At 44.9% G+C, this 25,180-nt stretch carries 19 protein-coding genes and 2 tRNA genes; 5 read left to right on the top strand and 16 right to left on the bottom strand.

The window, feature by feature from the left end; translation table 11 throughout:
• Position 1: 1 nt before the first annotated feature.
• Entirely contained in the window at positions 2 to 967 is a 966-nt protein-coding gene (locus ICN21_RS01955) for an Hsp33 family molecular chaperone HslO (RefSeq protein WP_216176371.1), read from the top strand.
• 4 nt (positions 968 to 971) lie between these two features.
• Here ICN21_RS01955 and ftsB read toward each other — a convergent pair whose 3' ends face one another.
• Genes ftsB through ICN21_RS01975 form a run of 4 tightly spaced genes read right to left on the bottom strand, consistent with a single transcriptional unit; the run spans position 972 to position 5,163 of the window.
• Positions 972 to 1,277 (bottom strand): cell division protein FtsB, encoded by a 306-nt coding sequence (ftsB, locus tag ICN21_RS01960; protein WP_215297162.1) that lies wholly within the window; start codon positions 1,275 to 1,277, stop codon positions 972 to 974.
• A 13-nt stretch (positions 1,278 to 1,290) separates the two neighbouring features.
• Positions 1,291 to 2,577: a phosphopyruvate hydratase gene (gene eno / locus ICN21_RS01965; protein ID WP_216176374.1), complete on the bottom strand. Its 1,287-nt coding sequence runs from the start codon at positions 2,575 to 2,577 to the stop codon at positions 1,291 to 1,293.
• Between the two features lie 51 nt (positions 2,578 to 2,628).
• Entirely contained in the window at positions 2,629 to 3,492 is an 864-nt protein-coding gene (gene kdsA / locus ICN21_RS01970; protein WP_216176376.1) for a 3-deoxy-8-phosphooctulonate synthase, read from the bottom strand.
• 9 nt (positions 3,493 to 3,501) lie between these two features.
• Complete coding sequence (locus ICN21_RS01975; RefSeq protein WP_215297167.1) at positions 3,502 to 5,163, bottom strand: CTP synthase; 1,662 nt, start codon at positions 5,161 to 5,163, stop codon at positions 3,502 to 3,504.
• Between the two features lie 85 nt (positions 5,164 to 5,248).
• Between ICN21_RS01975 and ICN21_RS01980 the strand changes: the two genes are divergently transcribed.
• From ICN21_RS01980 to ICN21_RS01990, 3 genes are all read left to right on the top strand, one after another.
• Entirely contained in the window at positions 5,249 to 5,695 is a 447-nt protein-coding gene (locus ICN21_RS01980; RefSeq protein WP_216176378.1) for a DUF2147 domain-containing protein, read from the top strand.
• 29 nt (positions 5,696 to 5,724) lie between these two features.
• Positions 5,725 to 5,889 (top strand): superinfection immunity protein, encoded by a 165-nt coding sequence (locus tag ICN21_RS01985; RefSeq protein ID WP_255534183.1) that lies wholly within the window; start codon positions 5,725 to 5,727, stop codon positions 5,887 to 5,889.
• A gap of 143 nt (positions 5,890 to 6,032) precedes the next feature.
• Entirely contained in the window at positions 6,033 to 8,618 is a 2,586-nt protein-coding gene (locus ICN21_RS01990) for a bifunctional aconitate hydratase 2/2-methylisocitrate dehydratase (protein ID WP_216176382.1), read from the top strand.
• A gap of 84 nt (positions 8,619 to 8,702) precedes the next feature.
• Here the strand turns inward: ICN21_RS01990 and ICN21_RS01995 are convergent, their stop codons facing one another.
• The 3 genes from ICN21_RS01995 to ICN21_RS02005 are packed head-to-tail and all read right to left on the bottom strand — an operon-like array spanning position 8,703 to position 14,214.
• Entirely contained in the window at positions 8,703 to 9,467 is a 765-nt protein-coding gene (locus ICN21_RS01995; protein ID WP_255534170.1) for a spermidine synthase, read from the bottom strand.
• Between the two features lie 10 nt (positions 9,468 to 9,477).
• The gene (gene purL / locus ICN21_RS02000) at positions 9,478 to 13,524 is read right to left on the bottom strand and encodes a phosphoribosylformylglycinamidine synthase (RefSeq protein ID WP_216176384.1); all 4,047 of its coding nucleotides are present in this window, start codon (positions 13,522 to 13,524) and stop codon (positions 9,478 to 9,480) included.
• Positions 13,525 to 13,545: 21 nt separating this feature from the next.
• A complete protein-coding gene (locus ICN21_RS02005; protein ID WP_370624041.1) occupies positions 13,546 to 14,214 on the bottom strand; it encodes an ABC transporter ATP-binding protein in 669 nt (222 codons plus the stop codon).
• A gap of 8 nt (positions 14,215 to 14,222) precedes the next feature.
• Between ICN21_RS02005 and ICN21_RS02010 the strand changes: the two genes are divergently transcribed.
• On the top strand, positions 14,223 to 14,882 hold the full coding sequence (locus tag ICN21_RS02010; RefSeq protein ID WP_216176387.1) for an arylesterase: 660 nt from the start codon (positions 14,223 to 14,225) through the stop codon (positions 14,880 to 14,882).
• A 47-nt stretch (positions 14,883 to 14,929) separates the two neighbouring features.
• On the opposite strand, the gene ICN21_RS02015 is transcribed toward ICN21_RS02010, so the two are convergent.
• The 9 genes from ICN21_RS02015 to ICN21_RS02055 all read right to left on the bottom strand — a co-directional run bounded on the left by ICN21_RS02015 (position 14,930) and on the right by ICN21_RS02055 (position 25,157).
• Positions 14,930 to 16,393 carry a peptidylprolyl isomerase gene (locus ICN21_RS02015; RefSeq protein ID WP_216176388.1) on the bottom strand — a complete coding sequence of 488 codons (1,464 nt, stop codon included), beginning with the start codon at positions 16,391 to 16,393 and terminating at the stop codon, positions 14,930 to 14,932.
• 340 nt (positions 16,394 to 16,733) lie between these two features.
• Positions 16,734 to 17,840 carry a polysaccharide pyruvyl transferase family protein gene (locus ICN21_RS02020; protein WP_216176728.1) on the bottom strand — a complete coding sequence of 369 codons (1,107 nt, stop codon included), beginning with the start codon at positions 17,838 to 17,840 and terminating at the stop codon, positions 16,734 to 16,736.
• Between the two features lie 305 nt (positions 17,841 to 18,145).
• Positions 18,146 to 18,221: transfer RNA gene (locus ICN21_RS02025), tRNA-Val, on the bottom strand.
• A gap of 116 nt (positions 18,222 to 18,337) precedes the next feature.
• Positions 18,338 to 20,770 carry an endopeptidase La gene (gene lon / locus ICN21_RS02030; RefSeq protein ID WP_216123753.1) on the bottom strand — a complete coding sequence of 811 codons (2,433 nt, stop codon included), beginning with the start codon at positions 20,768 to 20,770 and terminating at the stop codon, positions 18,338 to 18,340.
• A gap of 189 nt (positions 20,771 to 20,959) precedes the next feature.
• Entirely contained in the window at positions 20,960 to 22,321 is a 1,362-nt protein-coding gene (gene clpX, locus ICN21_RS02035; protein ID WP_216176389.1) for an ATP-dependent Clp protease ATP-binding subunit ClpX, read from the bottom strand.
• Between the two features lie 35 nt (positions 22,322 to 22,356).
• Positions 22,357 to 22,986 (bottom strand): ATP-dependent Clp endopeptidase proteolytic subunit ClpP, encoded by a 630-nt coding sequence (gene clpP, locus ICN21_RS02040; RefSeq protein ID WP_215297184.1) that lies wholly within the window; start codon positions 22,984 to 22,986, stop codon positions 22,357 to 22,359.
• A gap of 31 nt (positions 22,987 to 23,017) precedes the next feature.
• Positions 23,018 to 24,355, bottom strand: coding sequence for a trigger factor (gene tig / locus ICN21_RS02045; RefSeq protein ID WP_216176391.1), 1,338 nt, complete (start codon positions 24,353 to 24,355; stop codon positions 23,018 to 23,020).
• A gap of 57 nt (positions 24,356 to 24,412) precedes the next feature.
• Positions 24,413 to 24,499 (bottom strand) — tRNA-Leu (locus tag ICN21_RS02050).
• Positions 24,500 to 24,566: 67 nt separating this feature from the next.
• The gene (locus tag ICN21_RS02055) at positions 24,567 to 25,157 is read right to left on the bottom strand and encodes a malonic semialdehyde reductase (protein WP_216176393.1); all 591 of its coding nucleotides are present in this window, start codon (positions 25,155 to 25,157) and stop codon (positions 24,567 to 24,569) included.
• Positions 25,158 to 25,180: the final 23 nt, after the last annotated feature.

Genomic DNA, 25,180 nt, shown 5'->3' on the forward strand with positions numbered 1-25,180 from the left:
TATGAATGAATTGCTTGTATTTATGTGTGATGGTGCCCCAGTTCGCGGGGAAATTGTCTCTATCGGCACTGCCTGGCAGGCAGTTTTGGAGCGTCGTAACGACCCTCCGGCGGTACGTCGCATCCTCGGAGACTTCGTTGGTGCTGCAACACTCCAGAGTGCCAGTTTAAAGTTTGATGGCACCCTCATCATCCAGGCTCAAAGTAAGGGCCCTATTCAGCTACTCGTGGTCGAATGTAAATCCGACCTCTCAATGCGTGCCACTGTAAAACTATCAGTTGATCCCTCCGAAATACCCGAAGGCGCAAGCTTGGGAGAATTACTAGATGCCGGTAATTCAGGCAGGCTTGTGATCACTCTAGATCCTGCAGACCGTGAGCCTGGCCAAGCGCCTTATCAAGGCATAGTCGCCCTTCAAGAGTATCAGGGCGAAGTACTTCAGCCTGTTGCTAGCGCAGCTGAAGCAATAGCGCTATATATGCAAAATTCTGAACAGTTAGATACCCGTATTTGGCTGGCCTCGAATGAAAGTCATATTGGCGGTCTTTTATTACAACGTCTTCCAAACTCTGGGGGCCATATTCACTTAGATCCTCAGGTCGCTGCAGAAGGCTGGTCACGCATCCAAACTTTAGGCGAAACAATTACTGATGAAGAACTATTGACTCTTCCTCCAGAAACCATCTTGAGACGCTTATTCCTTGAAGAGTCTGCAGAGAATGGCGTCAGGAGCTTTCCCGCACGCCCTATTCGCTTTGCGTGCCGTTGCTCTCGTACAAAAGTGGCTGATATCTTGAGAATGTTGGGTGAAGAGGAAGTGCAAAGCATCTTGGCAGAACAAGGCTCTGTAGAAACCATCTGTGACTTCTGTGCAAAACCTTACCGTTTTGATGCGGTAGATTGTCTGCAAGTATTTAAAACAGATTTGTTGAGTGACGCCACCAGACCGCCCTCAAGCGGCCATTGAAATCTTATTGCTTGGTAACTTGAGTACCTGAAGACTTATCAGCAGGCAGAATTTGCACAAAAAACTCACCATCTTTAATAAGACCATGCTCAACCCGAGCGCGCTCCTCAATGGCACGGGTTCCATCTTTTAAATCTTTGACATCGCCTGCAAGCTTTGCATTACGCAAAGCCAAGAGGCTATTTTTAGCCTCTTGAAGCTCTACTTGTTTTTCCATCTCGTAAACCTTTAACCATCCACCCTTTCCCAACCAAAGTGGGTACTGAATTGCAATCAGCAATACCAGCATCGAGTAGATAACAATGCGCATAAAAACTGAATGCTTAGCGTTTCAAGTTGTAGAACACAGACTTCCCAGGGTAGCTTGCTACATCACCCAAATCTTCTTCAATGCGCAATAGTTGGTTGTACTTAGCAATCCGGTCTGAGCGTGACAAGGAACCCGTCTTAATCTGTCCAGCATTAGTACCAACAGCGATATCGGCAATCGTGCTGTCTTCAGTTTCACCTGATCGATGAGAAATCACAGCGGTGTAATTAGCGCGCTTAGCCATCTCAATAGCAGCGAAGGTCTCAGTCAAGGTGCCAATTTGATTAATTTTGATCAAAATCGAATTAGCGATTCCCTTTTCAATACCTTCTTTGAGGATGCGGGTGTTAGTTACGAAGAGATCATCGCCTACTAACTGAATCTTTTTGCCCAACTTCTGGGTAATATCAGCCCAGCCATCCCAATCACTCTCATGCATGCCATCTTCAATGGAGACAATTGGGAACTGGTCCGCTAAATTGCCTAGGTAGTCTGAGAACTCGCTTGAGCTTAGTTGCAGGCCCTCACCAGATAAATGGTAATTACCGTCTTTATAAAACTCACTAGCGGCGCAATCCAAAGCCAAGAGAACATCTTCACCAGCTTGGTAGCCGGCACCCTCAATAGCCTTCATGATAGTTTGCAAGCACTCTTGATTGCTCTTGAAATTCGGTGCAAAGCCCCCCTCATCGCCAACTGTTGTCGGCATGCCTTGAGCACCAATAATCTTTTTAAGCTCATGGAAAATTTCAGCGCCGCAGCGTAGGGCATCACGGAAGTTTTCTGCGCCTACCGGCATCACCATAAATTCTTGGATGTCTAAGCTGTTATTGGCGTGCGCACCACCATTCACAATGTTCATCATCGGCACAGGTAATTGCATACCACCAGAGCCGCCAAAGTAACGATATAAAGGTAAACCTGCTTCTTCAGCGGCAGCTCTAGCTACTGCCATAGAAACAGCCAGCGTTGCATTAGCACCAAGCCGAGCTTTGTTATGAGTACCATCCAAATCAATCAGGGTGTGATCTAGGAAGGCTTGTTCGCTAGCATCTAAACCAAGAATAGTTTCAGCAATCTCAACATTGATATTTTGAACGGCTTTAAGAACGCCTTTGCCTAAGTAACGTGACATATCACCATCACGTAGTTCAATAGCTTCACGTGAACCCGTGGATGCTCCAGATGGAACTGCTGCACGACCCATTACACCAGACTCGAGTAATACATCGCACTCTACTGTTGGGTTACCGCGTGAATCCAGAACTTCTCTACCGATGATGTCAACAATGGCGCTCATGCACCTTCTCCTTAAAACAATTTGAAATGGGGCGTATTAAAAATTACTTAATTACTGAAAACTATTCTCTAAAAAAGAGCCGCTAGATTTAACCACTGTATCGATTGCCACTAGTGACTCTAATAATTCTTTCATACGATTCAGTGGCACAGCGTTAGGCCCATCAGATAATGCCTTTGCAGGATCTGGATGGGTTTCCATGAAGAGGCCGCTAATGCCAACGGCTATGGCGGCACGTGCCAACACGGGAACAAATTCACGCTGACCACCACTAAAATTTCCTTGGCCACCTGGTAACTGCACCGAGTGAGTCGCATCAAATACCACGGGCGCATGGGACTCGCGCAGGATGGCAAGGCTACGCATATCGGAAACTAGATTGTTATAACCAAAAGAAGCGCCGCGTTCACAGACCATAAATTGATCCGGCAGATTACTCTCAGCTGCCGCCGCTCTGGCTTTTTCAATGACATTGAGCATCTCATGGGGAGAAAGAAATTGCCCTTTTTTGAAATTCACTGGCTTACCACTTTGGGCGCAAGCGCGAATAAAGTCAGTCTGTCTGCACAGGAATGCTGGTGTTTGCAAGACATCGACCACTTGAGCTACCGCTGCAATTTCACTAATATCGTGCACATCTGTTAGTACCGGAACGCCAATTTCCTTTTTTACCTTCGCCAATATCTCAAGACCCTTTTCCATACCTAGGCCACGGAATGAAGTTCCTGATGAGCGATTGGCTTTATCAAAGGAAGACTTGTAAATAAATGGGATCTTTAAAGTAGCGGTAATTTCTTTTAATTGACCAGCGATATCGATGGCCGATTGTTCAGACTCAATGACACAAGGGCCTGCGATCAGAAAGAATCGATGCTCTAGACCAACGTCGAAACCACAAAGCTTAAATTTGCTCATCGTTTCCTCTTAGGCAACTTGTTTTAATGCAGCATCTTGATGCGCAAGCGCGGCATTGATGAACGCTGAGAACAAAGGGTGACCATCCCGCGGCGTCGAGGTGAATTCTGGGTGAAATTGCACGCCAAAGAACCAGGGATGCATGGATTCTGGAAGCTCCATCATTTCTGGCAGAGACTCGTTTGGAGTACGCGCAGAAATAATCAAACCCGACTGCTCAAGTTTTGGTACATAGATATTGTTTACTTCATAGCGATGGCGATGACGCTCATTGACCTCCGCGCCATAGATGCGATGCGCTAAGGTATCCGCTTTTACTGGACAACGTTGTGAACCAAGACGCATGGAACCACCAAGATCAGAATCGTTGGTGCGCTTCTCAACACGCCCTTCTCTATCCAGCCACTCAGTAATGAGAGCAACAACAGGGCTATCCGTGTCGGGGTCAAATTCAGTACTATTGGCTTTCGTAATGTTTGCCACGTGACGCGCAAACTCAATCACGGCCAATTGCATACCCAAGCAAATACCTAAATAAGGGACATGGTTTTCTCGGGCATAACGGATTGCAGCGATTTTTCCTTCTGTACCACGCTTGCCAAAGCCGCCTGGAACCAAAATTGCATCAAGCTTTTTAAGGCAGTCAACCCCATCTTTTTCAATCACTTCGGAGTCGATGTAATTAATGTTCACGCGAGTATGCGTATGAATACCTGCATGGCGTAAAGCCTCGATGAGAGATTTATAGGATTCAGTTAGCTCTACATATTTACCAACCATGCCGATAGTCACTTCATGCTTGGGATTGGCCAACTCATAAACCAATTTAGCCCACACAGCCAGATTGGCTGGTTTTGCATCAATTTGTAATTCACGACAAATCAAATCATCCATACCTTGGGCATGAAGCATTTCTGGAATCTTATAGATCGTGTCGACATCCCATACCGAGATCACTGCTTCTTCGCGCACATTCGAAAATAAAGAAATCTTGGCACGCTCATCATCTGGAATAGGTCGATCAGCACGGCAAAGTAATACCGTTGGCATGATGCCTATCTCACGTAATTTTTGAACCGAGTGTTGAGTGGGCTTGGTTTTTAACTCACCCGCACTGCTAATGTAGGGCACCAAAGTTAAATGCACAAATGCGCAACTATGAGTCGGCAAACGCAGGCTCATCTGCCGCGCAGCCTCTAAAAAAGGAAGTGATTCAATATCACCCACAGTACCGCCAATTTCACAAATAGCAATATCCGCTTTGCCATCGTGACTTGCTTTAGCGCCACGCTCTACAAAAGCTTGAATTTCATTTGTAATGTGCGGAATAACCTGAACTGTTTTGCCAAGGTATTCGCCGCGACGCTCTTTACTGATTACTGACTCATAAATCTGACCAGTAGTGAAATTATTGCTTTTACGCATCTTTGCCGATACGAAACGCTCATAGTGACCCAAATCCAAATCAGTCTCTGCGCCATCTTCAGTCACGAAAACCTCACCATGCTGGAGAGGACTCATCGTGCCAGGATCAACGTTGATATAAGGGTCTAATTTTAGGAGGGTGACTTTCAGGCCGCGGGATTCAAGAATCGCGGCAAGCGAGGCAGCTGCGATTCCTTTCCCTAGAGAAGAAACCACACCACCAGTGACAAAAACGTATTTAGTCATCGCTTAAGCTCTGTTGGAAAAAGTAATTATAACGATAGCAATCCTCTTTTACAGAAATCTAAAGAAGGTTATATTGAAAAAATCTATGAAAAAACCTCTATTTTTCCTCTTTGCCGCAAGTATTTTGTGTCTAGGGGTCAATGTCATCTCATCTCAGACAACAGACTCGATTGCAGGGTCTTGGAAGACTTTTGACGATGACACCAATCAGCCGGCAGCTATTGTCCTCATCACCGAGAAGAATGGCCTATTTTCAGGGGTGGTTACCAAATTACTAGATCCAAGTGCGCTCCCTACCTGCGAAAAATGCATTGATTACCGTAAAGGCAAAGCAGTCATTGGGATGGAAATTCTATCTGGCCTAAAAAAGACGGGAGATTCCTATTCTGGCGGTCATATATTGGACCCAGACGATGGTGAAATTTACCGCGCTGAGATGAAGCTTAAGGACCAAGGGACCAAGTTAGATCTGCGCGCCTACATTGGAATTCCCTTGCTGGGCAGAACCCAGACTTGGATTCGTGAAAGATAAGCGCCATGCGTCTTCTATTTTCGGTCCTAATGACCCTGCTATCCCTTTTGTACTTTTTGCCTTTTGCCATCGCTTTTAATAAGAAACGGGCCAACACAGGGGCCATATTTGCCTTAAACCTGTTTTTAGGATGGTCACTCATTGGTTGGGTTGTTGCTCTAGTTTGGGCTCTGAAAGAAGAGCAAGTGATCTAGTTTTGGTCAAAACGGTCGGTTTTGATGATCAATAGGGTTTAAACTCTTATATAAGACTTGAATTAGTCACTATAATTGAAAGATTCGGGTGAAAATGCCCTTTTGGCCTTTCTATTGATTACTTTTACCTCATAGGAAACACAATGTTAGAAGCCTATAACGCACAAGTTGCTGAAAGAGCAGCTCTTGGGATTCCAGCTCTTCCCCTGACCAAGGATCAAACTGCTGAATTAGTAAAGCTACTCAAAAGTCCTCCTGCAGGTAAAGAGGCTGAACTAATAGAGCTTATTACCAATCGCGTTCCAGCAGGGGTTGATGATGCCGCTAAGGTCAAAGCAGAATTTTTAGATACCGTTGCTAAAGGAACAGAAAAGTCTCCTTTGATTTCGCGTGTCAAAGCAACTGAATTGTTGGGCACCATGCTTGGTGGCTACAACATCAAACCATTGGTAGAGTTGTTGACGGATGCCGAATGCGGTACAGCTGCCGCCGAAGCCCTCAAGAAAACACTTTTGATGTTTGATTATTTCAATGACGTGCATGAGCTAGCCGAAAAAGGTAACGCTAACGCTAAAACAGTAATGAAAAGCTGGGCTGATGCAGAGTGGTTTACGAGTCGCCCTGCTGTTCCAGAAAGCCTGAAGCTCACAGTATTCAAAGTCACTGGTGAGACCAATACTGACGATCTCTCTCCTGCGCCTGATGCATGGAGTCGTCCAGATATCCCCTTGCATGCAACGATCATGCTAAAGAACCCACGTCCAGGTATCGAGCCTGATGAATCTGGTGTTCGCGGCCCGATGAAGCAAATCGCCACCCTCCAGAAAAAAGGCAATCAAATTGCTTATGTTGGTGATGTGGTGGGTACTGGCTCATCACGTAAGTCTGCAACTAACTCTGTTCTTTGGTGGACTGGTCAGGATATTCCATTCGTACCAAACAAGCGCTTTGGTGGCGTTTGTTTGGGTGGCAACATTGCTCCAATCTTCTTTAATACCATGGAAGATTCTGGCGCACTCCCAATCGAATTGGATGTATCGCAAATGAATATGGGTGATGAGATTGAACTCCGCCCTTACGAAGGCAAAGTATTTAAGAACGGTCAAGAGATCACTACTTTTGCCCTTAAATCCCCAGTAATTTTGGATGAAGTCCGTGCGGGTGGACGTATTCCATTGATCGTTGGTAGAGGCTTGACAGCTAAAGCTCGCGCGGCATTGGGTTTACCTGCTTCCACTGAATTCCGCCTCCCAGTGAGTCCGCCTGATAACAACAAAGGTTTCAGCTTGGCCCAAAAGATGGTGGGTCGTGCCTGTGGCTTACCAGAAGGTCAAGGCGTTCGTCCTGGAACCTATTGCGAACCACGTATGACCACTGTTGGCTCACAAGACACCACCGGTCCGATGACGCGTGATGAATTAAAAGACTTGGCTTGCTTGGGTTTCTCTTCTGATTTGGTCATGCAGTCTTTTTGTCACACCTCCGCTTATCCAAAGCCAGTGGATATTCGTACACAACACGAATTACCACCATTCATGACAAATCGTGGTGGCGTTGCATTACGCCCAGGTGACGGTGTGATTCACAGTTGGTTAAACCGTTTACTCCTTCCCGATACTTGCGGTACTGGTGGCGATAGCCACACCCGTTTCCCAATCGGCATTTCCTTTCCTGCTGGATCAGGCTTAGTTGCCTTTGCAGCTGCTACTGGCGTCATGCCATTAGATATGCCTGAGTCGGTATTGGTGCGTTTTAAAGGCAAGATGCAACCTGGTATCACCTTGCGTGACTTAGTAAATGCAATCCCTTTGTACGCAATCAAAAAGGGTTTGCTGACAGTTGAGAAGCAAGGTAAGAAGAATATTTTCTCTGGTCGCATTTTAGAAATCGAAGGCTTACCTGATCTGAAAGTGGAGCAAGCCTTTGAATTGTCTGATGCTTCTGCTGAACGCTCTGCTGGCGGCTGCACCGTTCACCTGAATAAAGAACCTATCATTGAGTACATGCAGTCCAACATCACTTTGATGAAGTGGATGATTGCCAATGGTTATGAAGACAAGCGTACTCTTGGACGTCGTATTAAAGCCATGAAAGCTTGGATTGCAAATCCACAATTACTGAAAGCTGATGCGAATGCAGACTATGCCGAGATCATCGAAATCAATATCGATGAAATCAAAGAGCCTATCCTTGCCTGCCCTAACGACCCAGATGATGTGAAAATATTATCTGAAGTTGCTGGCGATAAGATTGATGAAGTCTTCATTGGCTCATGCATGACAAACATTGGCCACTTCCGCGCTGCTGGACAGGTATTACAAGGCAAGAAAGATATGCCAACCCGTTTATGGGTAGCACCTCCTACCAAGATGGATGCGATGATCTTGATGGAAGAAGGCTATTACGGCATGCTGGGCGCGGCTGGTGCACGCATGGAGAGCCCAGGTTGTTCATTGTGCATGGGCAATCAAGCGCAGATTCGTAAGGGTTCTACAGCGGTATCAACTTCTACCCGCAACTTCCCTAATCGCTTAGGTATTGATACCCGTGTGTATTTGGCATCTGCCGAATTAGCATCTGTAGCCGCCCTCTTGGGTCGCTTACCCACTCCTGCTGAATACTTGGAACAAGTAAAAGCGCTTGATGCTAAGGCTGGCGATGTTTATAAATATATGAGCTTTGATAAGATTAAGTCATTTAGCGACGTTGCTGATACTGTAGCGGTGTAATACTCAACATCCCAAGCTAGCAAGAAGTTGGAAAATAGAAAAAGGCGATCAAGCGATCGCCTTTTTCTTTTAGATGCCGAACGATTAAATCGAGAGTTTATTTTCTTGGCGTGCATTTTCGCGACTGATACCAGTTACCCACTTATTGGTGGGTAAGCCCGTCTTTTCCATAATGAGCTTTGCACGTTTTGAAACATCCTGCCATTCAGCTTCTAACTGAGGACCTTTGAATGCGATTGCGACAACATTGCAATCATGCGATTCTGGAAACAATAAAACACGGTCATCAAAGGCCTCACAGATATTCTGAAGATTGATATCAAAACTTTGATGACGTGAGAACAAGTTCACCGTCATAACGCCAGGACTATTTAGAATGTCAAAGCAACCTTGATAAAACTCCAATGAGCTTGCGGCAGGTCCATCACATATGGCGTCATACAGGTCAACCTGAACTGCGTCAAATTGATTCTTATATCGGTTCAATTGAACAAACGTCTTAGCATCAGCCTGCAGTGTCTCCAGCCTACGATCATCATTCGCCATAAAAAACATAGATCGAGCAGCCACTATGACCGCAGGATTGAGTTCAACTACCGTTGTTTTTACTGCCGGACAGTGACGATGTTGAAACTTTGCCAATGCACCCGTACCCAAACCTAATTCCGCCACCTTCATACCAGGTTTGGTCTCTAAAAATAGTAACCAAGCCATCATTTGCTGGTTATATTCAAGATAGATTTCATCAGGATCTCGAATACGCATTGCCCCTTGAATGAGTTCAGTTCCAAAATGCAGATAGCGTACTCCCCCACTTTCTGAAAAGGTCACTGGCTCCATCAACATCATCTAGTGGGGTTTAATTAGCCCAGCGACGTGCATTGCGGAACAAACGCAACCAAGGGCTAGCGCCATCTGGCGTATCCAACCACTCTGGTGGGTACCAACTCATTTGTACTACTCTAAATACCCGCTCGGGATGAGGCATCATCACTGTAAAGCGACCATCAGCGGTAGTGACTCCAGTTAAGCCCCCTGGCGATCCATTGGGATTCATTGGATAGATCTCGGTTGGATTGCCTTGGTGATCAACAAAGCGTAATGCTGCTAAGCCCTCCTGGGTAATCTGATCTAAGCTTCCCTGTTGACTGAAATTGGCAAATCCTTCGCCGTGTGCAATTGCGATTGGGAGTTGGCTACCTTCCATGCCTTGAGTAAAGATCGAAGGTGAAGAGAGCACTTCTGCCATGACTAAACGGGCTTCATATTGCTCAGACTGGTTGCGGGTGAACTTCGGCCAAGCCTCAGCACCAGGAATGATCCCTGCAAGATTGCTCATCATTTGGCAGCCATTGCAAACGCCTAAGGCAAAACTATCTTGGCGATTAAAGAAGTCGGAGAATTGATCTCGTAATTTTTGATTAAATAAAATGGTTTTTGCCCAACCTTCACCGGCACCTAAAACATCACCATAGCTAAATCCCCCACACGCGATAAGACCACGGAAATAATCCAGCTTCGCCTTACCACTGAGTAGGTCTGACATATGAACGTCGTAACTATCAAATCCAGCCCAATTGACGGCATAAGCCATTTCTACATGGGAGTTAACGCCTTGCTCACGCAAAATGGCTACTTTTGGTCTCGCATTTTTTGCGATGAATGGTGCGGCAATATTTTCTGCAGCATCAAACGTAAGCTTTGGCGACATGCCAGGATCAGATAAGTTATCCAAGAGTGCAAATTCAGAGTCCGCACAGGCTGGGTTATCGCGTAAACGGGCTATTTGATGGCTCGTATTGCTCCACAACTTTTGCAATACTTCACGCGGTTCTGCAAAGATATTCTTAGCATCGCGCCAAATCTCAATCCGCCCATTGGTATTAGGCTTGCCAATCACATGGCTATAAGCACTCAGACCTAATTGACGCAAAATTGCAAAGACTTCATCGCGATTTTCCCTACGAATTTGAATAACGGCGCCGAGCTCTTCATTAAATAGAGCGCGTATGGTTTGTTCATGTCGACGACCAGATACTTGCTGCGACCAGTTTTTCGCATCACCGTAATCAGGCTCTTGACCTGCATCGACTGCAATCATATCGACATTGATAGAAACACCCGTATGCGATGCAAATGCCATCTCGGCTACACAAGCCAGCAAGCCACCATCAGAACGATCGTGATAGGCAAGCAATTTATTTTCTTTGCGCAATTCAATCATCGCTTTAGCAAATGACTTGAGATCTTCTGGATGATCTGAATCGGGCGCTGACTTACCAGATTGATTGAGTACTTGTGCCAAGATACTGCCAGCCATACGATTCTGACCGCGACCCAGGTCAATCAGAATCAACTCAGTTTCTAATACTGACCCATCTTGATTTTTTAATTGTAATAATGGCGTTACTGTTTTGCGAACGTCTTGAACAGCAGCAAATGCAGAAATAATGAGAGAAACAGGGGCGACCACTTTCTTGGACTCGCTACCATCACGCCATTCGGTTGCCATAGACAATGAATCTTTTCCTACTGGAATAGAGATACCCAAGGCGGGACACAATTCCATACCAACAGCTTTAACAGAGTCATATAACTTCGCGTCTTCGCCTGGTGCACCGCAAGCAGCCATCCAGTTAGCAGATAGTTTGACATCTTCAAGACGACGAATATCTGCTGCCAATAAATTGGTCAACGCCTCACCAACTGCCATACGCGCTGCTGCTGGGGCATCAATAACTGCCAATGGGGTTCTTTCACCCATAGACATCACTTCGCCACGGTAGCCCTTGTAGTCCATCAAAGTGACAGCACAGTCTGCAACAGGTACTTGCCATGGACCTACAAATTGATCGCGAGCATTTAAACCACCAACAGTTCTATCGCCAATAGTGATTAAGAACGATTTACTTGCAACTGTAGGTTGCTGTAGCACCCAAGCAATGCATTGCGCTAGATCTGTATCAGTAACATCAAGTTCTGTAAATTCTTGGTGAACACGTTTCACATCACGATGCATGCGAGGTGGCTTACCCAGCAAAACTTCCATCGGCATGTCGATCGGCAGTGCAGCATCTGTACCTGACGGATGTTTCGAATCGACTAATTGCAATTGACGCTCGGTAGTTGCTTCACCAACTGCGGCAAATGGGCAGCGTTCACGCTCGCAAAAAGATTTAAATAAATCGAGGTCTTTGGCCTCAATCGCGAGTACATAACGCTCTTGAGACTCATTACACCAAATCTCAGCAGGGCTCATACCGCTCTCTTCAAGCGGAACGCTGCGCAGCTTGAAGGTGGCGCCTAAACCCGCACCATCAGCCAACTCAGGGAAGGCATTAGATAGGCCGCCTGCGCCAACATCATGAATAGACACAATGGGGTTCTTCTCACCCAATGCTCGGCAGGCGTTAATCACTTCTTGTGCACGTCGCTCCATTTCTGGATTACCGCGCTGTACTGAATCAAAATCTAAATCTGCTGTATTGGTGCCAGTAGCTACTGAGCTACCAGTTGCGCCACCCATGCCAATCCGCATGCCTGGACCACCCAATTGAATTAACAAATGTCCAGATTGAATTGCTTTTTTTGCAGTATGTATGGCATCAATACTGCCAATACCACCTGCAATCATGATGGGCTTATGGTAGCCGCGACGCGTACCGTCTAAGGTTTGCTCAAATACCCGGAAGTAGCCGCCCAAAATTGGACGACCAAATTCATTATTAAATGCAGCACCACCTAGTGGGCCATCAATCATAATTTGCAAAGGTGTGGCAATCCGTTCAGGCTTGCCGTATTGCTCGCTCTCCCAAGGAAGATCAGTGCCAGGAATATTGAGGTTTGACACTGAGAAGCCAGTTAATCCCGCCTTAGGACGACCGCCTACGCCAGTGGCACCCTCATCCCGAATCTCCCCGCCAGCACCAGTAGAGGCACCAGGGAAAGGCGCTATTGCTGTTGGATGATTGTGAGTTTCTACCTTCATCAAGGTATGAACCAAGCGCGTATCTTTTTCGTAGCGATGATCAGCGCCTTGAGGACTCCAAGTTTCAGATTCACAACCTGCCATGACTGCTGAATTATCAGAATAGGCAACAATCGTCCCTTCTGGTTGAAGTTGATGTGTATTGCGGATCATGGCAAACAAAGACCGCGCTTGATCATCCCCATCAATTGTCCAAGTGGAGTTGAAGATCTTATGACGGCAATGCTCACTATTGGCTTGCGCAAACATAATGAGCTCTACATCGCTAGGATTACGCTCAAGGCGTACAAAGTTCTCTGTTAAATAGGCAACTTCATCATCTGATAAGGCTAAGCCCAATTCTTGATTGGCTTGATCTAGAGCCGAACGACCCTCGGTCAGAACAAGAATACGGCTTAATGGACGATCATCCAAAGTTTGATAAAGATCATTTGCAGCCTCAACCGCATCAATCACTGTTTCTGTCATGCGATCGTGTACTGCAGTCAAAACAGATTGCAACTGTTCTGGGTTTAATCCTTTTTTACTCTTCCAGGAAAATTGAACTCCGCGTTCGATTCGTAATATAGGTAAGCCGCATTGCTGTGCAATATCCGTTGCCTTACTTGCCCAAGGAGAAACCGTGCCTAAACGGGGAATCACAATTGCGCTGTGCTCACCTCTGGGCCCGCTATTGGCTAAACCAAACCAAGATTTGCCTTCACCGATTTTCGAAATAAAGGGTTGGCCATAGGTCAATAAACTTGCAAGGGCTCCTTGATTTTGACTGTTCAGTTGTGCTTCAGACCAAATGAAGTGAAGAAACTGGGCTTCAATAGACTCCAGCTCAATACCTTGGGCTGCTAATGAGGCTAAAAGTCGTTGTTGACGAAATGGGGAAAGCGCATCAGCGCCAGGCAAAAAATGGAAACAAGACATCCCTAGATTATAAGGTTTTGCCTACACTAGGCGACCACCCTGAAGGTGTAGCTGGCGCTGGCACCGATTGGCCAAGGCGGGATCATGGGTGACCAATATGAGGGTAGATTGACTGGCTTGATTGAGCTCAAAGAGTAACTGAATCACCCTCTCTCCGCTGGCCTCATCTAGGCTGCCAGTCGGCTCATCAGCGAAAAGAATGTCAGGCTGGACAATAAAGGCTCTAGCAAGGGCTACCCGTTGCTGCTCACCGCCAGATAAGGTTTTAGGGAAATGATTGAGACGTTCTTGTAAACCCACCTTTTCAAGCCAAGCCACCGCTTCAGCCTTAGCATCCTTGCGACCGCTCATCTGTGCTGGTAATAAGACATTTTCTAAGGCAGTTAAATGAGATAACAACTGAAAGGACTGAAATACAAAGCTCACATGGGAAGCGCGAAGCTTTGCCCGTCCATCTTCGTCTAGAGTATTGAGGTCTTGACCCATCAGGTAAACGTTTCCAGAGCTTGGCAGATCCAGTCCAGCCAGCAAGCCTAACAAGGTACTTTTACCGGATCCTGAGGCTCCAGTAATGGCGACACTTTCTCCCTGTGTAATATCAAAACAAATGTCGTGCAAAATGGTCAATGAGCCATCGCTAGATGAAACTTGTTTTCCGAGATGATTTGCGCTCAATACTTTTGTTGGAATGCTCATAAATGATTCAAAGTTGGTGGACCTGCAAAAAACAGCAATTGCTATCAATAAGCTTATTTTGCCTGTTAATCCCCATTGCCACAGCGATTCACGCCAATCCTGTGATCTTGGTCATGGGTGATAGCCTTTCAGCTGAATATGGCTTACCCAAAGGGTCAGGCTGGGTCAAGCTTCTTGAAGGGCAATTACAAAAACAATCTAGTCCTTGGACAGTCTTTAATGCCAGCATTAGCGGAGAAACTACTTCGGGGGGTCTCAATCGCCTACCCGCACTCCTAGAGTCTAAAAAACCAGGAATGGTTTTGTTAGAGCTCGGCGCAAACGACGCCTTACGCGGACTATCAATTGAGCAAACACAAAATAACCTTCGAAGAATGATTGTATTGAGCAAAAAAACTGGTGCAAAGGTTTTACTATTAGGGATGCAAATACCGCCCAATTATGGGCAACAGTACACCAAACAATTCAAAGAACTCTATTCAACACTCGCAGTCCAAGAAGGGGTTGAATTATTACCCTTCTTTTTAAATGGCGTTGCAGCCAATAAAGAACTATTTCAAGCGGATAACATTCACCCCAATGTTGCGGCACAAGCCATCCTCTTTAAAAACGTATGGGGCGCTATGGCCCCATATCAAAAACTTCTCCAACCATCACAGTAAAGACCAGTCAAACGTTCTGGATCTACTTTCATAGCTAGCTATTAGAGCTAACTACCAGCACCAGTTGATGGCGGCTTCAATGGGTTGATCACTTTTACAACAGCCGCATTACGCCAGTAAGCCATAAAACCAGCAAACTCAGATTGAGATGCTAAAGCCTGGATTTGCTGTGCTTGAGCTTTGTGAATCTTGGCATCTACGTCTGTAGGCTGTCGCGCCTGATCTACCCGATATAAGGTTGCGCCAACACCCGGAACGCTGACAGAAACCACTTTGGGAAATTGATCAGGATGAATAGACATGACGTCATCTAATGCTGGTCCAACTAAATTAGTGGGCTTATTACGTGAAACCCAAAATGGGATGGCAAAGCCACTGGAATTCTTTGGGTCTTTTTGTAAAGTGCCAAATTTTTCTGCGGCAGCAGCCACCGCTAATTTTTCTGCAGCACGCTGACTAACCTGACGCTTCACTTCAGCGGCAACATCTTGATAAGGCAAAATTTGTGCAGGATGAAATGTGACTACCCGAGCAGAAACAAAAACACCAGGGGTAGTTTGTAACGCCTCAGTATTACGTTTGTTCTTCAATGCCTCATCACCAAACAATGACTGGACCACTTTTGGATTTGCTAGTGGATGTTCTCTAGAAACACCAGTGAGGCCAGAGCGGGCCAATCCCTTTTGCGTCTGAATCGATAATTTCAATTTATCAGCAGCAGGTTTCAGGCTATCAGATTGGTCATAAGTCATATTAGCAAATTGGTCAGCCTTTTCACTAAATGCTTTGGCATCTTCTTTGGGATCGGCCTTCAGAACGATATATTCCACGTCAATAAACTCAGGGCTTTCAAATAACTTAGCATTCGCGTTATAGAAAGCCTGTAGTTCGTCTTGACTGGGATTCACTTTACTCAAATAGTCTTTAGCAGTAAACGACAGGGTTTGAACTTGACGCTCTGTTTCATAGAGCGTAGAAACAATTTCAGATAGTTTCGGCGTGCCGATCTCAGTCCGTGCGACAGAGTTAACTAATTGCCCAATCTTTAAATCAAAAGCCTGACTTGCGTAAAACTGCTCTTCATTTAAACCATTGCTAGCCAGTAGTTGCTTGAAGCGAACGTCATCAAAACTGCCATCTTGACGATAGAGGGCACGAATTTGAGGAGTGCCTTGCAGACTCTTAATCAGAGCTTCTTTACCAACTTGCAGGCGAAGATCTACTACAGCAAAACCGAGAATGCGTTGTTGCAACAATTCATTCAAGATGGCCTGTTTAAATGGCAAGCTTTGGGCAATTTGCAAATTACCGCCAACACGTTCAGCCTGTCGCTTAGCAGCGTTATCGACTTCTTGCGCAGTAATCGGTTTGCCGTTGACTTTGACCAAATCCGTCTCTTTGTCCATGAAGCTGGAATAGCTCGAAATACCAAAAAAGACGAATGACGGAACAATGAACAACATCAGCACGAGCTGAAGTAATTTTTGATGCTTACGGACGGTATCAAACATGAATTAGATCGCTAGTAAAGATTAGAAATAAGCAGGGATAGTAAGAGTTTACTAGGCACGGGAGATATAAATCAGAAAGCCAAGAAAAGGCTATAGATGGTGAATATTTGGTGGGCGCTGAGAGGCTCTATCGGGGTATTTAGGGGCTTTATTATGCAAAGGTTTAGGGTTAATGCTAGTCAGCTTCTAGCCTCTGACGCAAGGCAAACCTGCATCAATAAGGATAAACCAGCTGAAGGTGGTTTCAAATATCATAGCGTCCCGGCTCGAAATTGAACCACAGATGTCAGGGTATCAATGGCTATTGCGTCAATTAAAAGGGATTGCATAAACTACATGTCTAAATACCAATAAAGTTAGATTCTGCCAACTTAATAACCATGTTGACCTTCTCTGTCGACGCAAACCGGGGGTCGACCAGAATTTTTGAAATTTCATTTTCTGTCTTCTTAATCTCAACTTCATTTTCCAAGCTAATTTGGTTGGGTAACCCTAAGATTGCCAACGCAGCCTTAATCTTTGGAGTATTGGAAGATAAGCTTAAAAATGGTGTTCCAAGGGTTGCTGCTGCCAAAGAATGATGAAATCGACCTGAAATTATCCATTCTGATCTAGCAATAAAAGACAGCCATTCTTGCATTGAGTTTGCATATAGCCATTTAAGATTTGGAAGATGCTTTTGAAACCATTCAAACTGTGTTTTATCAGAATCTACTGGTAAAGATTTTGCGCCACTTAAAAAATAGATTGGCTTATCTAAATCAATTTTTGAGTTAAGAATAAAAGCTAAAGTTTCACAATGTTTTTTTGAAAGCGCTATTCCGCCAGAGATCAAATATCCTTGATGTCTAGTAGCGCTATTCACTAATTGATTTCTTGCTATGAAACGTGGCAAACAATCGAAGCTATCAACACAATTAAGCTTCAATGCCTTGAGATTTGAGGCCGAATACTCATCCCTTGTGGCAATTAAGTCAAGATCTTGAAGACAAAACATATAGAGCTGGCTTATAACTGCAGCAGTATTATTGTCTCCTGAAAAATCTGTAAGGCTATTAGGGAAAATTGCAGTATTAATTAAATGTACTTTTTTATTAAGGTATCTTTTTAGAATAAAAATCAAATACAGCAGATTAACGGGAGCCTGATTAGCTCCATGAAGAGTACCTTCACCATTAACAACTACTACATCAGTCGCCAAAATTAAGCGGTATATTCTTTCATTTTTTTGCAAAATTTTTATTAGCAGCTTACCACTATCAATAGCATTTGAATCAAACCTATAAAGATCTAATGATGCAATCTCAGATACGCTAATAGTTTCTACTAGATATCCTTTTTCAATCAGCGTATCAAAAATTTCTACTGATGTGCCATAGCAACCCCAATGGTAAGAGTTGGCAGTGTAATTTATTAAAAGAGCGTGTTTTTTATTAATAGTAAAAATTCTCTAATTAGGGTGAAGTTATTTTGCGAAATCATTTATACAGGTTTAAAAACTATTCACCTAGGAGAATCGGTTATAAATTTAAAGACAATTTTTATCAGTGAAATGAGAACCAGATTCTCAAAACCCCTTCTTCAAGCTATGTATGACAGCTAGAGAATCTACTGATGGAGCAGAAAATAATTAGAGGGCGTCAATTGGAAGAATCAGGAGATATTTCTACTACTTTTAGCAAAAAAGAAGTAAATTCATCTACGATTTGAGCAATCGTTACTTTTTTAAAGCACCCAGTAAACCTAAATGGGTGGTGGGCGCTGAGAGGCTCGAACTCCCGACATTCTGCGTGTAAGGCAGACGCTCTACCAACTGAGCTAAGCGCCCTAAAATATTACTGGTGAGATTGTAACCTAAGCGAAGGTTTTCGCATGAAACCCGTCAAAACCACCCTAAACTACAGGGTGGCATTGATGAATAACCGGGCCTCTGCCTAACTAAGTTTAGTGCTTAAGAATATCTCCGGAAGAGACACTTTCACTGGCTTTACTTGCCTCAGTGACTTTCTTAGCCAACTCTTCAGGAGTAGGATCAGGCAGCGCTTCTGGCATGCGCTCTAAAGCAAGCTCAAGAACCTTATCAATCCAGCGAACTGGCACAATCTCTATCGCATTCTTAACGTTGTCTGGAATATCAATCAGATCTTTGACGTTTTCTTCAGGGATCAAGGCCAACTTAATACCACCACGATGAGCAGCCAATAGTTTCTCTTTCAAACCGCCAATCGGAAGCACTTCACCACGCAAAGTAATTTCACCAGTCATGGCCACATCAGATCGAATGGGAATTCCTGTAAATACGGATACCAACGCAGTAGTGATTGCGATACCAGCTGAAGGGCCATCTTTAGGAGTTGCGCCATCAGGGAAGTGAATATGGATATCTTTCTTCTCAAATGCCTCATCTGTGATACCCAGACGTTTTGCTCTAGAGCGAACCACAGTACGTGCAGCCTCGACTGACTCCTTCATGACATCGCCAATCGAGCCGGTACGAGTAATAACACCTTTACCGGGCATCGTTGCAGCCTCAATTGTCAGAAGATCGCCGCCTACTTCTGTCCACGCCAAACCAGTCACTTGACCAACTTGATTCTCTTTACCAGCCAAACCGAAGTCATACATGCGGACAGATAAGAACTTCTCTAAATTATCTGCATTGACAACAATTGGCGCAGCTTCTTTTTTCAAGAGCAAAAGCTTAACTACTTTACGGCAGATCTTGCTAATTTCTCTTTCAAGGGAACGCACACCAGCTTCACGGGTGTAGTAGCGAATCATATTGCGTACAGCGCTCTCTTCAATCTTTAATTCATCCTTTTTCAAACCATTGTTCTTGATTTGCTTTGGAATTAAATAATTGACAGCAATACTGGTCTTTTCATCCTCGGTATAGCCAGCCAAACGAATAATTTCTAAACGATCAAGCAATGGGCCGGGAATATTTAATGAATTTGAGGTGGCAACGAACATCACATCTGAGAGATCAAAATCAACCTCGACATAATGATCTTGGAACGTATGGTTTTGTTCGGGATCCAAAACCTCCAATAAGGCGCTAGCAGGATCACCACGGAAATCCATGCCCATCTTGTCCACTTCATCCAAGAGGAATAATGGATTGCGCACACCTACTTTGGTTAAGCTAGTCAATATCTTGCCCGGCATAGAACCAATATAGGTACGGCGGTGACCACGAATCTCAGACTCATCACGCACGCCGCCCAATGCCATACGCACGAACTTTCGATTAGTTGCACGAGCAATCGATTGGCCTAGAGAAGTTTTACCAACGCCAGGAGGGCCAACTAAACAAAGAATCGGTGCTTTAACACGGTCAACGCGTTGTTGAACTGCGAGATATTCCAGAATGCGTTCTTTGACTTTGTCTAAACCATAGTGGTCTTCATCCAATACTTTTTCAGCATTGGTGAGATCGTTATTGATCTTGGTTTTTTTCTTCCAAGGAAGATTGACCAGGGTATCAATGAAGTTACGAATCACGGTAGCTTCAGCAGACATAGGCGACATCAACTTGAGCTTCTTTAATTCTGATTCTGCTTTTTTCAAAGCCTCTTTAGGCATACGAGCCGCTTTAATGCGCTTCTCGAGCTCTTCGAGATCAGCACCCTCTTCACCCTCGCCTAATTCTTTCTGAATCGCTTTGACTTGCTCATTCAAGTAGTACTCGCGCTGACTCTTTTCCATTTGGCGCTTCACGCGTCCACGAATGCGCTTTTCCACTTGCAGAATATCGATCTCACTTTCAAGATCAGCCAAGAGGCTTTCGAGACGCTGAACAACATCAGTCATCTCCAGTAAGCGTTGCTTCTGCTCCAGTTTCACTGGTAAATGTGCGCAAATCGTGTCGGCAAGACGGCTTGGGTCATCAATGCCACCAAGCGATGACAAGATTTCTTGCGGAACTTTTTTATTCAGTTTTACGTATTGATCAAACTGAGCCATGATAGCGCGGCGCAAGGCTTCAGTTTCATGGGCATCAATGGCATTTAAAGCCGTTGGCGTAGCTTCGCAATTGAAGTAACCAAGGCTATCTTCAATTTGGCTCACTTCAGCACGTTGCACTCCCTCAACGAGCACCTTCACGGTGCCATCAGGTAATTTAAGCATTTGCAGAATATTGGCAATGCAACCGACCTCATAGAGATCCTCAATAACAGGCTCATCCTTAGCAGCAGTCTTTTGCGCTACTAAAAGGACATTTTTACCCGTTTCCATCGCGGCCTCTAGTGCTTTAATGGACTTTGGGCGACCTACAAACAGGGGGATCACCATATGGGGGAAGACAACTACGTCCCGCAAGGGCAGTAACGGTAGTTGAATCGGCTCAGAGGGTAGTAATAAGTGGCCAGGCATTAGGCAATTCCTCCAAAGTAATCAATCCTCAAGGGTCTACTTCTAGTGTTATGAGATTTAATAGCCACTAAATACAGACGATATTTTGAATAGCATACTACCTATATGGGTAGCACTTACTGAAATTCAAGGGGAAAAGGCGCAGAAAAGAGGCAAATAGGCCAAATAAATGGCAAAAACACTGAAAATTTAGGCTTTTTTGCTTAAATCGGATTGTTCGAGATCTTGTTTATAGACTAATAAGGGTTTACCGCCCTCAGCAATACTCGATTCGTCAATCACGACCTTTTGAACATTCTTTAAGGATGGCAAGTCGTACATCACATCCATCAAAGAGCCTTCCAGGATAGATCTCAGGCCACGTGCACCGGTTTTGCGGGCGATAGCCTTCTTAGCAATAGCCGAAAGCGCTTCAAGACGGACTTCAAGCTCGGAGCCCTCCATGGTCAGTAAGGCTTGATATTGCTTTACCAGTGCATTTTTGGGTTCAGTCAGAATTTGAATTAAAGCCTCTTCATCAAGCTGAGCCAATGTAGCCACGACAGGCAAGCGACCAATCAATTCGGGAATCAAGCCAAATTTAATCAGATCTTCTGGTTCAACTTCAACCAGCAAATCACTTACACCGCGATCGTCTTTACCAGGAACGACAGCATTGAAGCCAATACCGGTTTTAGCGGTACGTTGCTGAATCACTTTTTCTAAACCGTCAAAGGCACCACCGCAGATAAACAAAATATTAGTGGTATCGACTTGTAGAAAATCTTGGTTTGGATGCTTCCGTCCACCTTGTGGTGGCACGGAGGCCATCGTACCTTCAACCAGCTTTAACAAAGCTTGTTGAACGCCCTCACCAGATACATCCCGCGTAATCGATGGGTTATCTGACTTACGAGAAATCTTATCGATCTCATCAATGTACACAATACCGCGCTGCGCTTTTTCAACGTTGTAATCGCACGCTTGTAAAAGTTTTTGAATAATATTCTCTACGTCTTCACCAACGTAGCCAGCTTCAGTTAATGTGGTTGCATCAGCCATCACAAAAGGTACATCGAGCATACGAGCCAATGTTTGCGCTAACAATGTTTTGCCGGAACCAGTTGGTCCGATCAGCAAAATATTGCTCTTTGCCAACTCAACTCCATCCACAATCGCTTTAGCAGCAAGCTTGGGTTCTTTTTTGTCAAGCGCCTCAACAGGTTTGCCGTCCTTATCTAACTTCACTTTTTTAGGCTTAGGGAGATATTGCAAACGCTTGTAATGGTTGTAAACAGCTACAGCCAAAGTCTTCTTAGCGTGTTCTTGACCAATAACATACTGATCAAGGTTTTCACGAATCTGGTGTGGGGTTGGCAGAGAGCCATCACCCTCATCTTTAGGAAGTTTGGCAATCTCTTCTTGAATAATATCGGTGCAAAGATCGATGCACTCATCACAGATGAATACAGAAGGGCCGGCGATCAGTTTTTTGACTTCGTGCTGGCTCTTGCCACAAAAGGAGCAATACAAAACTTTATCAGTTGAATTAGTGCTCGTTGTATCGCTCAAAGTATTCGCTCAATCAGTTTAGTTAGGTCTAGCGCTTAAGGGCGCTTTTCAATCACTTTATCGATCAGCCCGTAATCACGCGCCTGTTCAGCAGACATGAAGTTGTCACGATCAGTATCTTTTGCAATCGTTTCGATTGATTGGCCAGTGCGATCAGCCAAGATCTTATTAAGACGCTCACGTAAATACAGAATCTCACGTGCTTGAATTTCAATATCTGAAGCCTGTCCGCGTGCGCCACCCAAAGGCTGATGGATCATGACGCGAGAGTTCGGCAATGCGTAGCGTTTCTCTTTCTCGCCGGCACATAATAAGAATGCACCCATACTGGCTGCCATGCCCATGCACAAGGTGCTGACATTTGGTTTGATAAATTGCATCGTATCGTATATCGCCAAACCAGCAGATACCGATCCACCTGGTGAGTTGATATATAAAGAAATGTCTTTATCTGGATTTTCGCTTTCCAAGAATAGTAACTGCGCTATTACCAAATTAGCCGTTTGATCATTCACTTCGCCGACTAAGAACACGACGCGCTCTTTTAGGAGGCGTGAATAAATGTCGTATGCACGCTCACCCCGACCCGAGGTCTCGATAACCATCGGAACCAAACCCAATCCTTTCGGTTCTAAATCTTCAGATTGAAATTGATTCTGGATCATATTGAGGCCTTTTTATTAAATAAATGACAACTTAGTTTAGCTTGCTTAACTCTTCAAAGCTAATCGCCTTATCGTTCACTTTAGCTAAAGATGTGAAATATTTAATCACATTGTCTTCTAACACCAGATTTTCAATGTCTTTTAGGCGGCTTGGGTTGCTGTAGAACCAACGAACTACTTCTTTAGGATCTTCGTAAGTTGCTGCCTGTTCGTCAATTTCAGTCTTGATTTGGTCGGCCGTAGCAGCCAGGTTATTTTGCTTTACCAAGTCGCCTAAGATCAAACCAAGGCGCACCCGCTTGAGTGCCTGCTCAGCAAAAATCTCTGGCGGGATTGGGGCATCCTTAGCGTTTGGCACGCCGCGTTGAATGAGGTCTTCACGCGCACCTTGAACTAAGCGTTCCTGTTCAGACGCAACTAATGATTTAGGAACATCGAGTTCACATAATTCATTCACTTTCTCCATGACTTCACTTTTTAATAAGGAAGTAATGCGACGCTTTACTTCGCGATCTAAATTTTGTTTTACTTCTTCGCGCATTTTCGCAACGCCACCTTCGGTTACACCTAAGGAAAGTGCAAACGCATCATCTACTACAGGCAAGTGTGCCCAGTTAACAGACTTCACAGTAATGGTGAACTCTGCAGTTTTACCGGCAACATCTTTGCCATGGTAATCCGCTGGGAAGCTTAATGGAAATGCCTTACTCTCGCCAACCTTTAATCCTAAGGTAGCCGCTTCAAACTCAGGAAGCATGCGCCCTTCACCTAAGACATATTCGAAGTCTTCTGCTTTTCCGCCAGTAAACTCAACGCCATCAATCTTGCCAACAAAGTCGATGATCACTTGGTCACCGTTTTGCGCGGCAGTATTAGCACCACCATCACCATGGGGGCCAGCTTCGCCTCGGGAGTGGTAATGCACTTGTTGTTTACGCAGTACATCAAGTGCACGATCTATTTCTGCGTCACCAATCTCAGTGGTGTACTTAGTTACTTCCGCTTTACTGAAATCACCGACCTTGACTTCAGGCAGTACTTCAAAGAAAGCATCAAACACAATCGTGTCAGCATCGAGTTCGCTCTTTGGTTCTAGACGAGGTTGTCCGGCCAGCTTAACGCCCTCTTTTTGACTTTGCTCATAAAAGAGTTCAGAAGCTTTATCAAACTGGAGTTCGAAATCCACTTGCATGCCATATTGCTTTTCAACAATATTCTTAGGCACCTTGCCTGGACGGAAGCCGGCCATTTTCATGGTCTTACCAACTTTAGCCAAACGAGCTTCGCGTGCTTTTGTCAAATCAGCACGAGCGAATTCCAAAGTCATTTTGCGGTCTAATGAACCTAAATTTTCTATCTGCACAGCCATTCTCGTCTCTTAATTGAAGATCTGGAAATGTGAAGTCCAAGCCAAGTAGCAATCTTGTGGTGCGAGGAGGGGGACTCGAACCCCCACACCATTTCTGGCGTCAGGACCTAAACCTGGTGCGTCTACCAATTTCGCCATCCTCGCGATATCCGCAAACACTGCCGAGCTTAAACTTCACTCTAAAGACCGTAATTCTACAATGCTTGAGGGTCTATAGGATCCTGCAGGCCTCATCAAAGGATGGGCGGGGAAGACGTGGCATCAAGCTAGAGGCATCTCCATAGCCAATATTGAGCAAAAAGTTCGCTTTTAACCTGCCGCCAGGGAAAAACTCAGCGTTCACCTTATCAGCATCAAAGCCACTCATAGCGCCACAATCTAGGCCTAGGGCTCTAACAGCCAAGATCAAATAAGCGCCTTGCAAGCTAGAGTTTCTGAAAGCCGTTGACTGAATATAGTCATCTTTACCGATAAACCAACTTTTCGCATCTACATGGGGGAAAAGCTTGGGTAGCTGTTCATAAAAATCCAGATCCATACCAATGATGGCAGTTACTGGTGCACTTTTGGTTTTATCTACATTACTTGGATTAACGCAGGCTACTAAGCGCTCTTTTTCTGCTGGGCTTTTTACAAAAAGAACGTGGGCTGGATTGCTGTTTACGGATGTGGGTGCAAATTTATAGATCTCGTAAATTTGCTTTAGTTGCTCATCGCTGACGGATTTTGGTTGCCATGCATTATGCGTGCGTGCATCTATAAATAATTGCTTTAGTGCTACTTGATCAATGGAATGACCCATGAACTGCTCCAATGAGATTGAGA

This window comes from Polynucleobacter sp. AP-Feld-500C-C5, assembly GCF_018882265.1.
GTDB lineage: Bacteria > Pseudomonadota > Gammaproteobacteria > Burkholderiales > Burkholderiaceae > Polynucleobacter.

Bases quoted from the DNA above. Each gene is read 5' to 3' on its own strand.
- ICN21_RS01955 (WP_216176371.1), top strand. From the start codon at position 2: ATGAATGAATTGCTTGTATTTATGTGTGATGGTGCCCCAGTTCGCGGG.
- ftsB (WP_215297162.1), bottom strand. From the start codon at position 1,277: ATGCGCATTGTTATCTACTCGATGCTGGTATTGCTGATTGCAATTCAG.
- eno (WP_216176374.1), bottom strand. From the start codon at position 2,577: ATGAGCGCCATTGTTGACATCATCGGTAGAGAAGTTCTGGATTCACGC.
- kdsA (WP_216176376.1), bottom strand. From the start codon at position 3,492: ATGAGCAAATTTAAGCTTTGTGGTTTCGACGTTGGTCTAGAGCATCGA.
- ICN21_RS01975 (WP_215297167.1), bottom strand. From the start codon at position 5,163: ATGACTAAATACGTTTTTGTCACTGGTGGTGTGGTTTCTTCTCTAGGG.
- ICN21_RS01980 (WP_216176378.1), top strand. From the start codon at position 5,249: ATGAAAAAACCTCTATTTTTCCTCTTTGCCGCAAGTATTTTGTGTCTA.
- ICN21_RS01985 (WP_255534183.1), top strand. From the start codon at position 5,725: ATGACCCTGCTATCCCTTTTGTACTTTTTGCCTTTTGCCATCGCTTTT.
- ICN21_RS01990 (WP_216176382.1), top strand. From the start codon at position 6,033: ATGTTAGAAGCCTATAACGCACAAGTTGCTGAAAGAGCAGCTCTTGGG.
- ICN21_RS01995 (WP_255534170.1), bottom strand. From the start codon at position 9,467: ATGATGTTGATGGAGCCAGTGACCTTTTCAGAAAGTGGGGGAGTACGC.
- purL (WP_216176384.1), bottom strand. From the start codon at position 13,524: ATGTCTTGTTTCCATTTTTTGCCTGGCGCTGATGCGCTTTCCCCATTT.
- ICN21_RS02010 (WP_216176387.1), top strand. From the start codon at position 14,223: ATGATTCAAAGTTGGTGGACCTGCAAAAAACAGCAATTGCTATCAATA.
- ICN21_RS02015 (WP_216176388.1), bottom strand. From the start codon at position 16,393: ATGTTTGATACCGTCCGTAAGCATCAAAAATTACTTCAGCTCGTGCTG.
- lon (WP_216123753.1), bottom strand. From the start codon at position 20,770: ATGCCTGGCCACTTATTACTACCCTCTGAGCCGATTCAACTACCGTTA.
- clpP (WP_215297184.1), bottom strand. From the start codon at position 22,986: ATGATCCAGAATCAATTTCAATCTGAAGATTTAGAACCGAAAGGATTG.
- tig (WP_216176391.1), bottom strand. From the start codon at position 24,355: ATGGCTGTGCAGATAGAAAATTTAGGTTCATTAGACCGCAAAATGACT.
- ICN21_RS02055 (WP_216176393.1), bottom strand. From the start codon at position 25,157: ATGGGTCATTCCATTGATCAAGTAGCACTAAAGCAATTATTTATAGAT.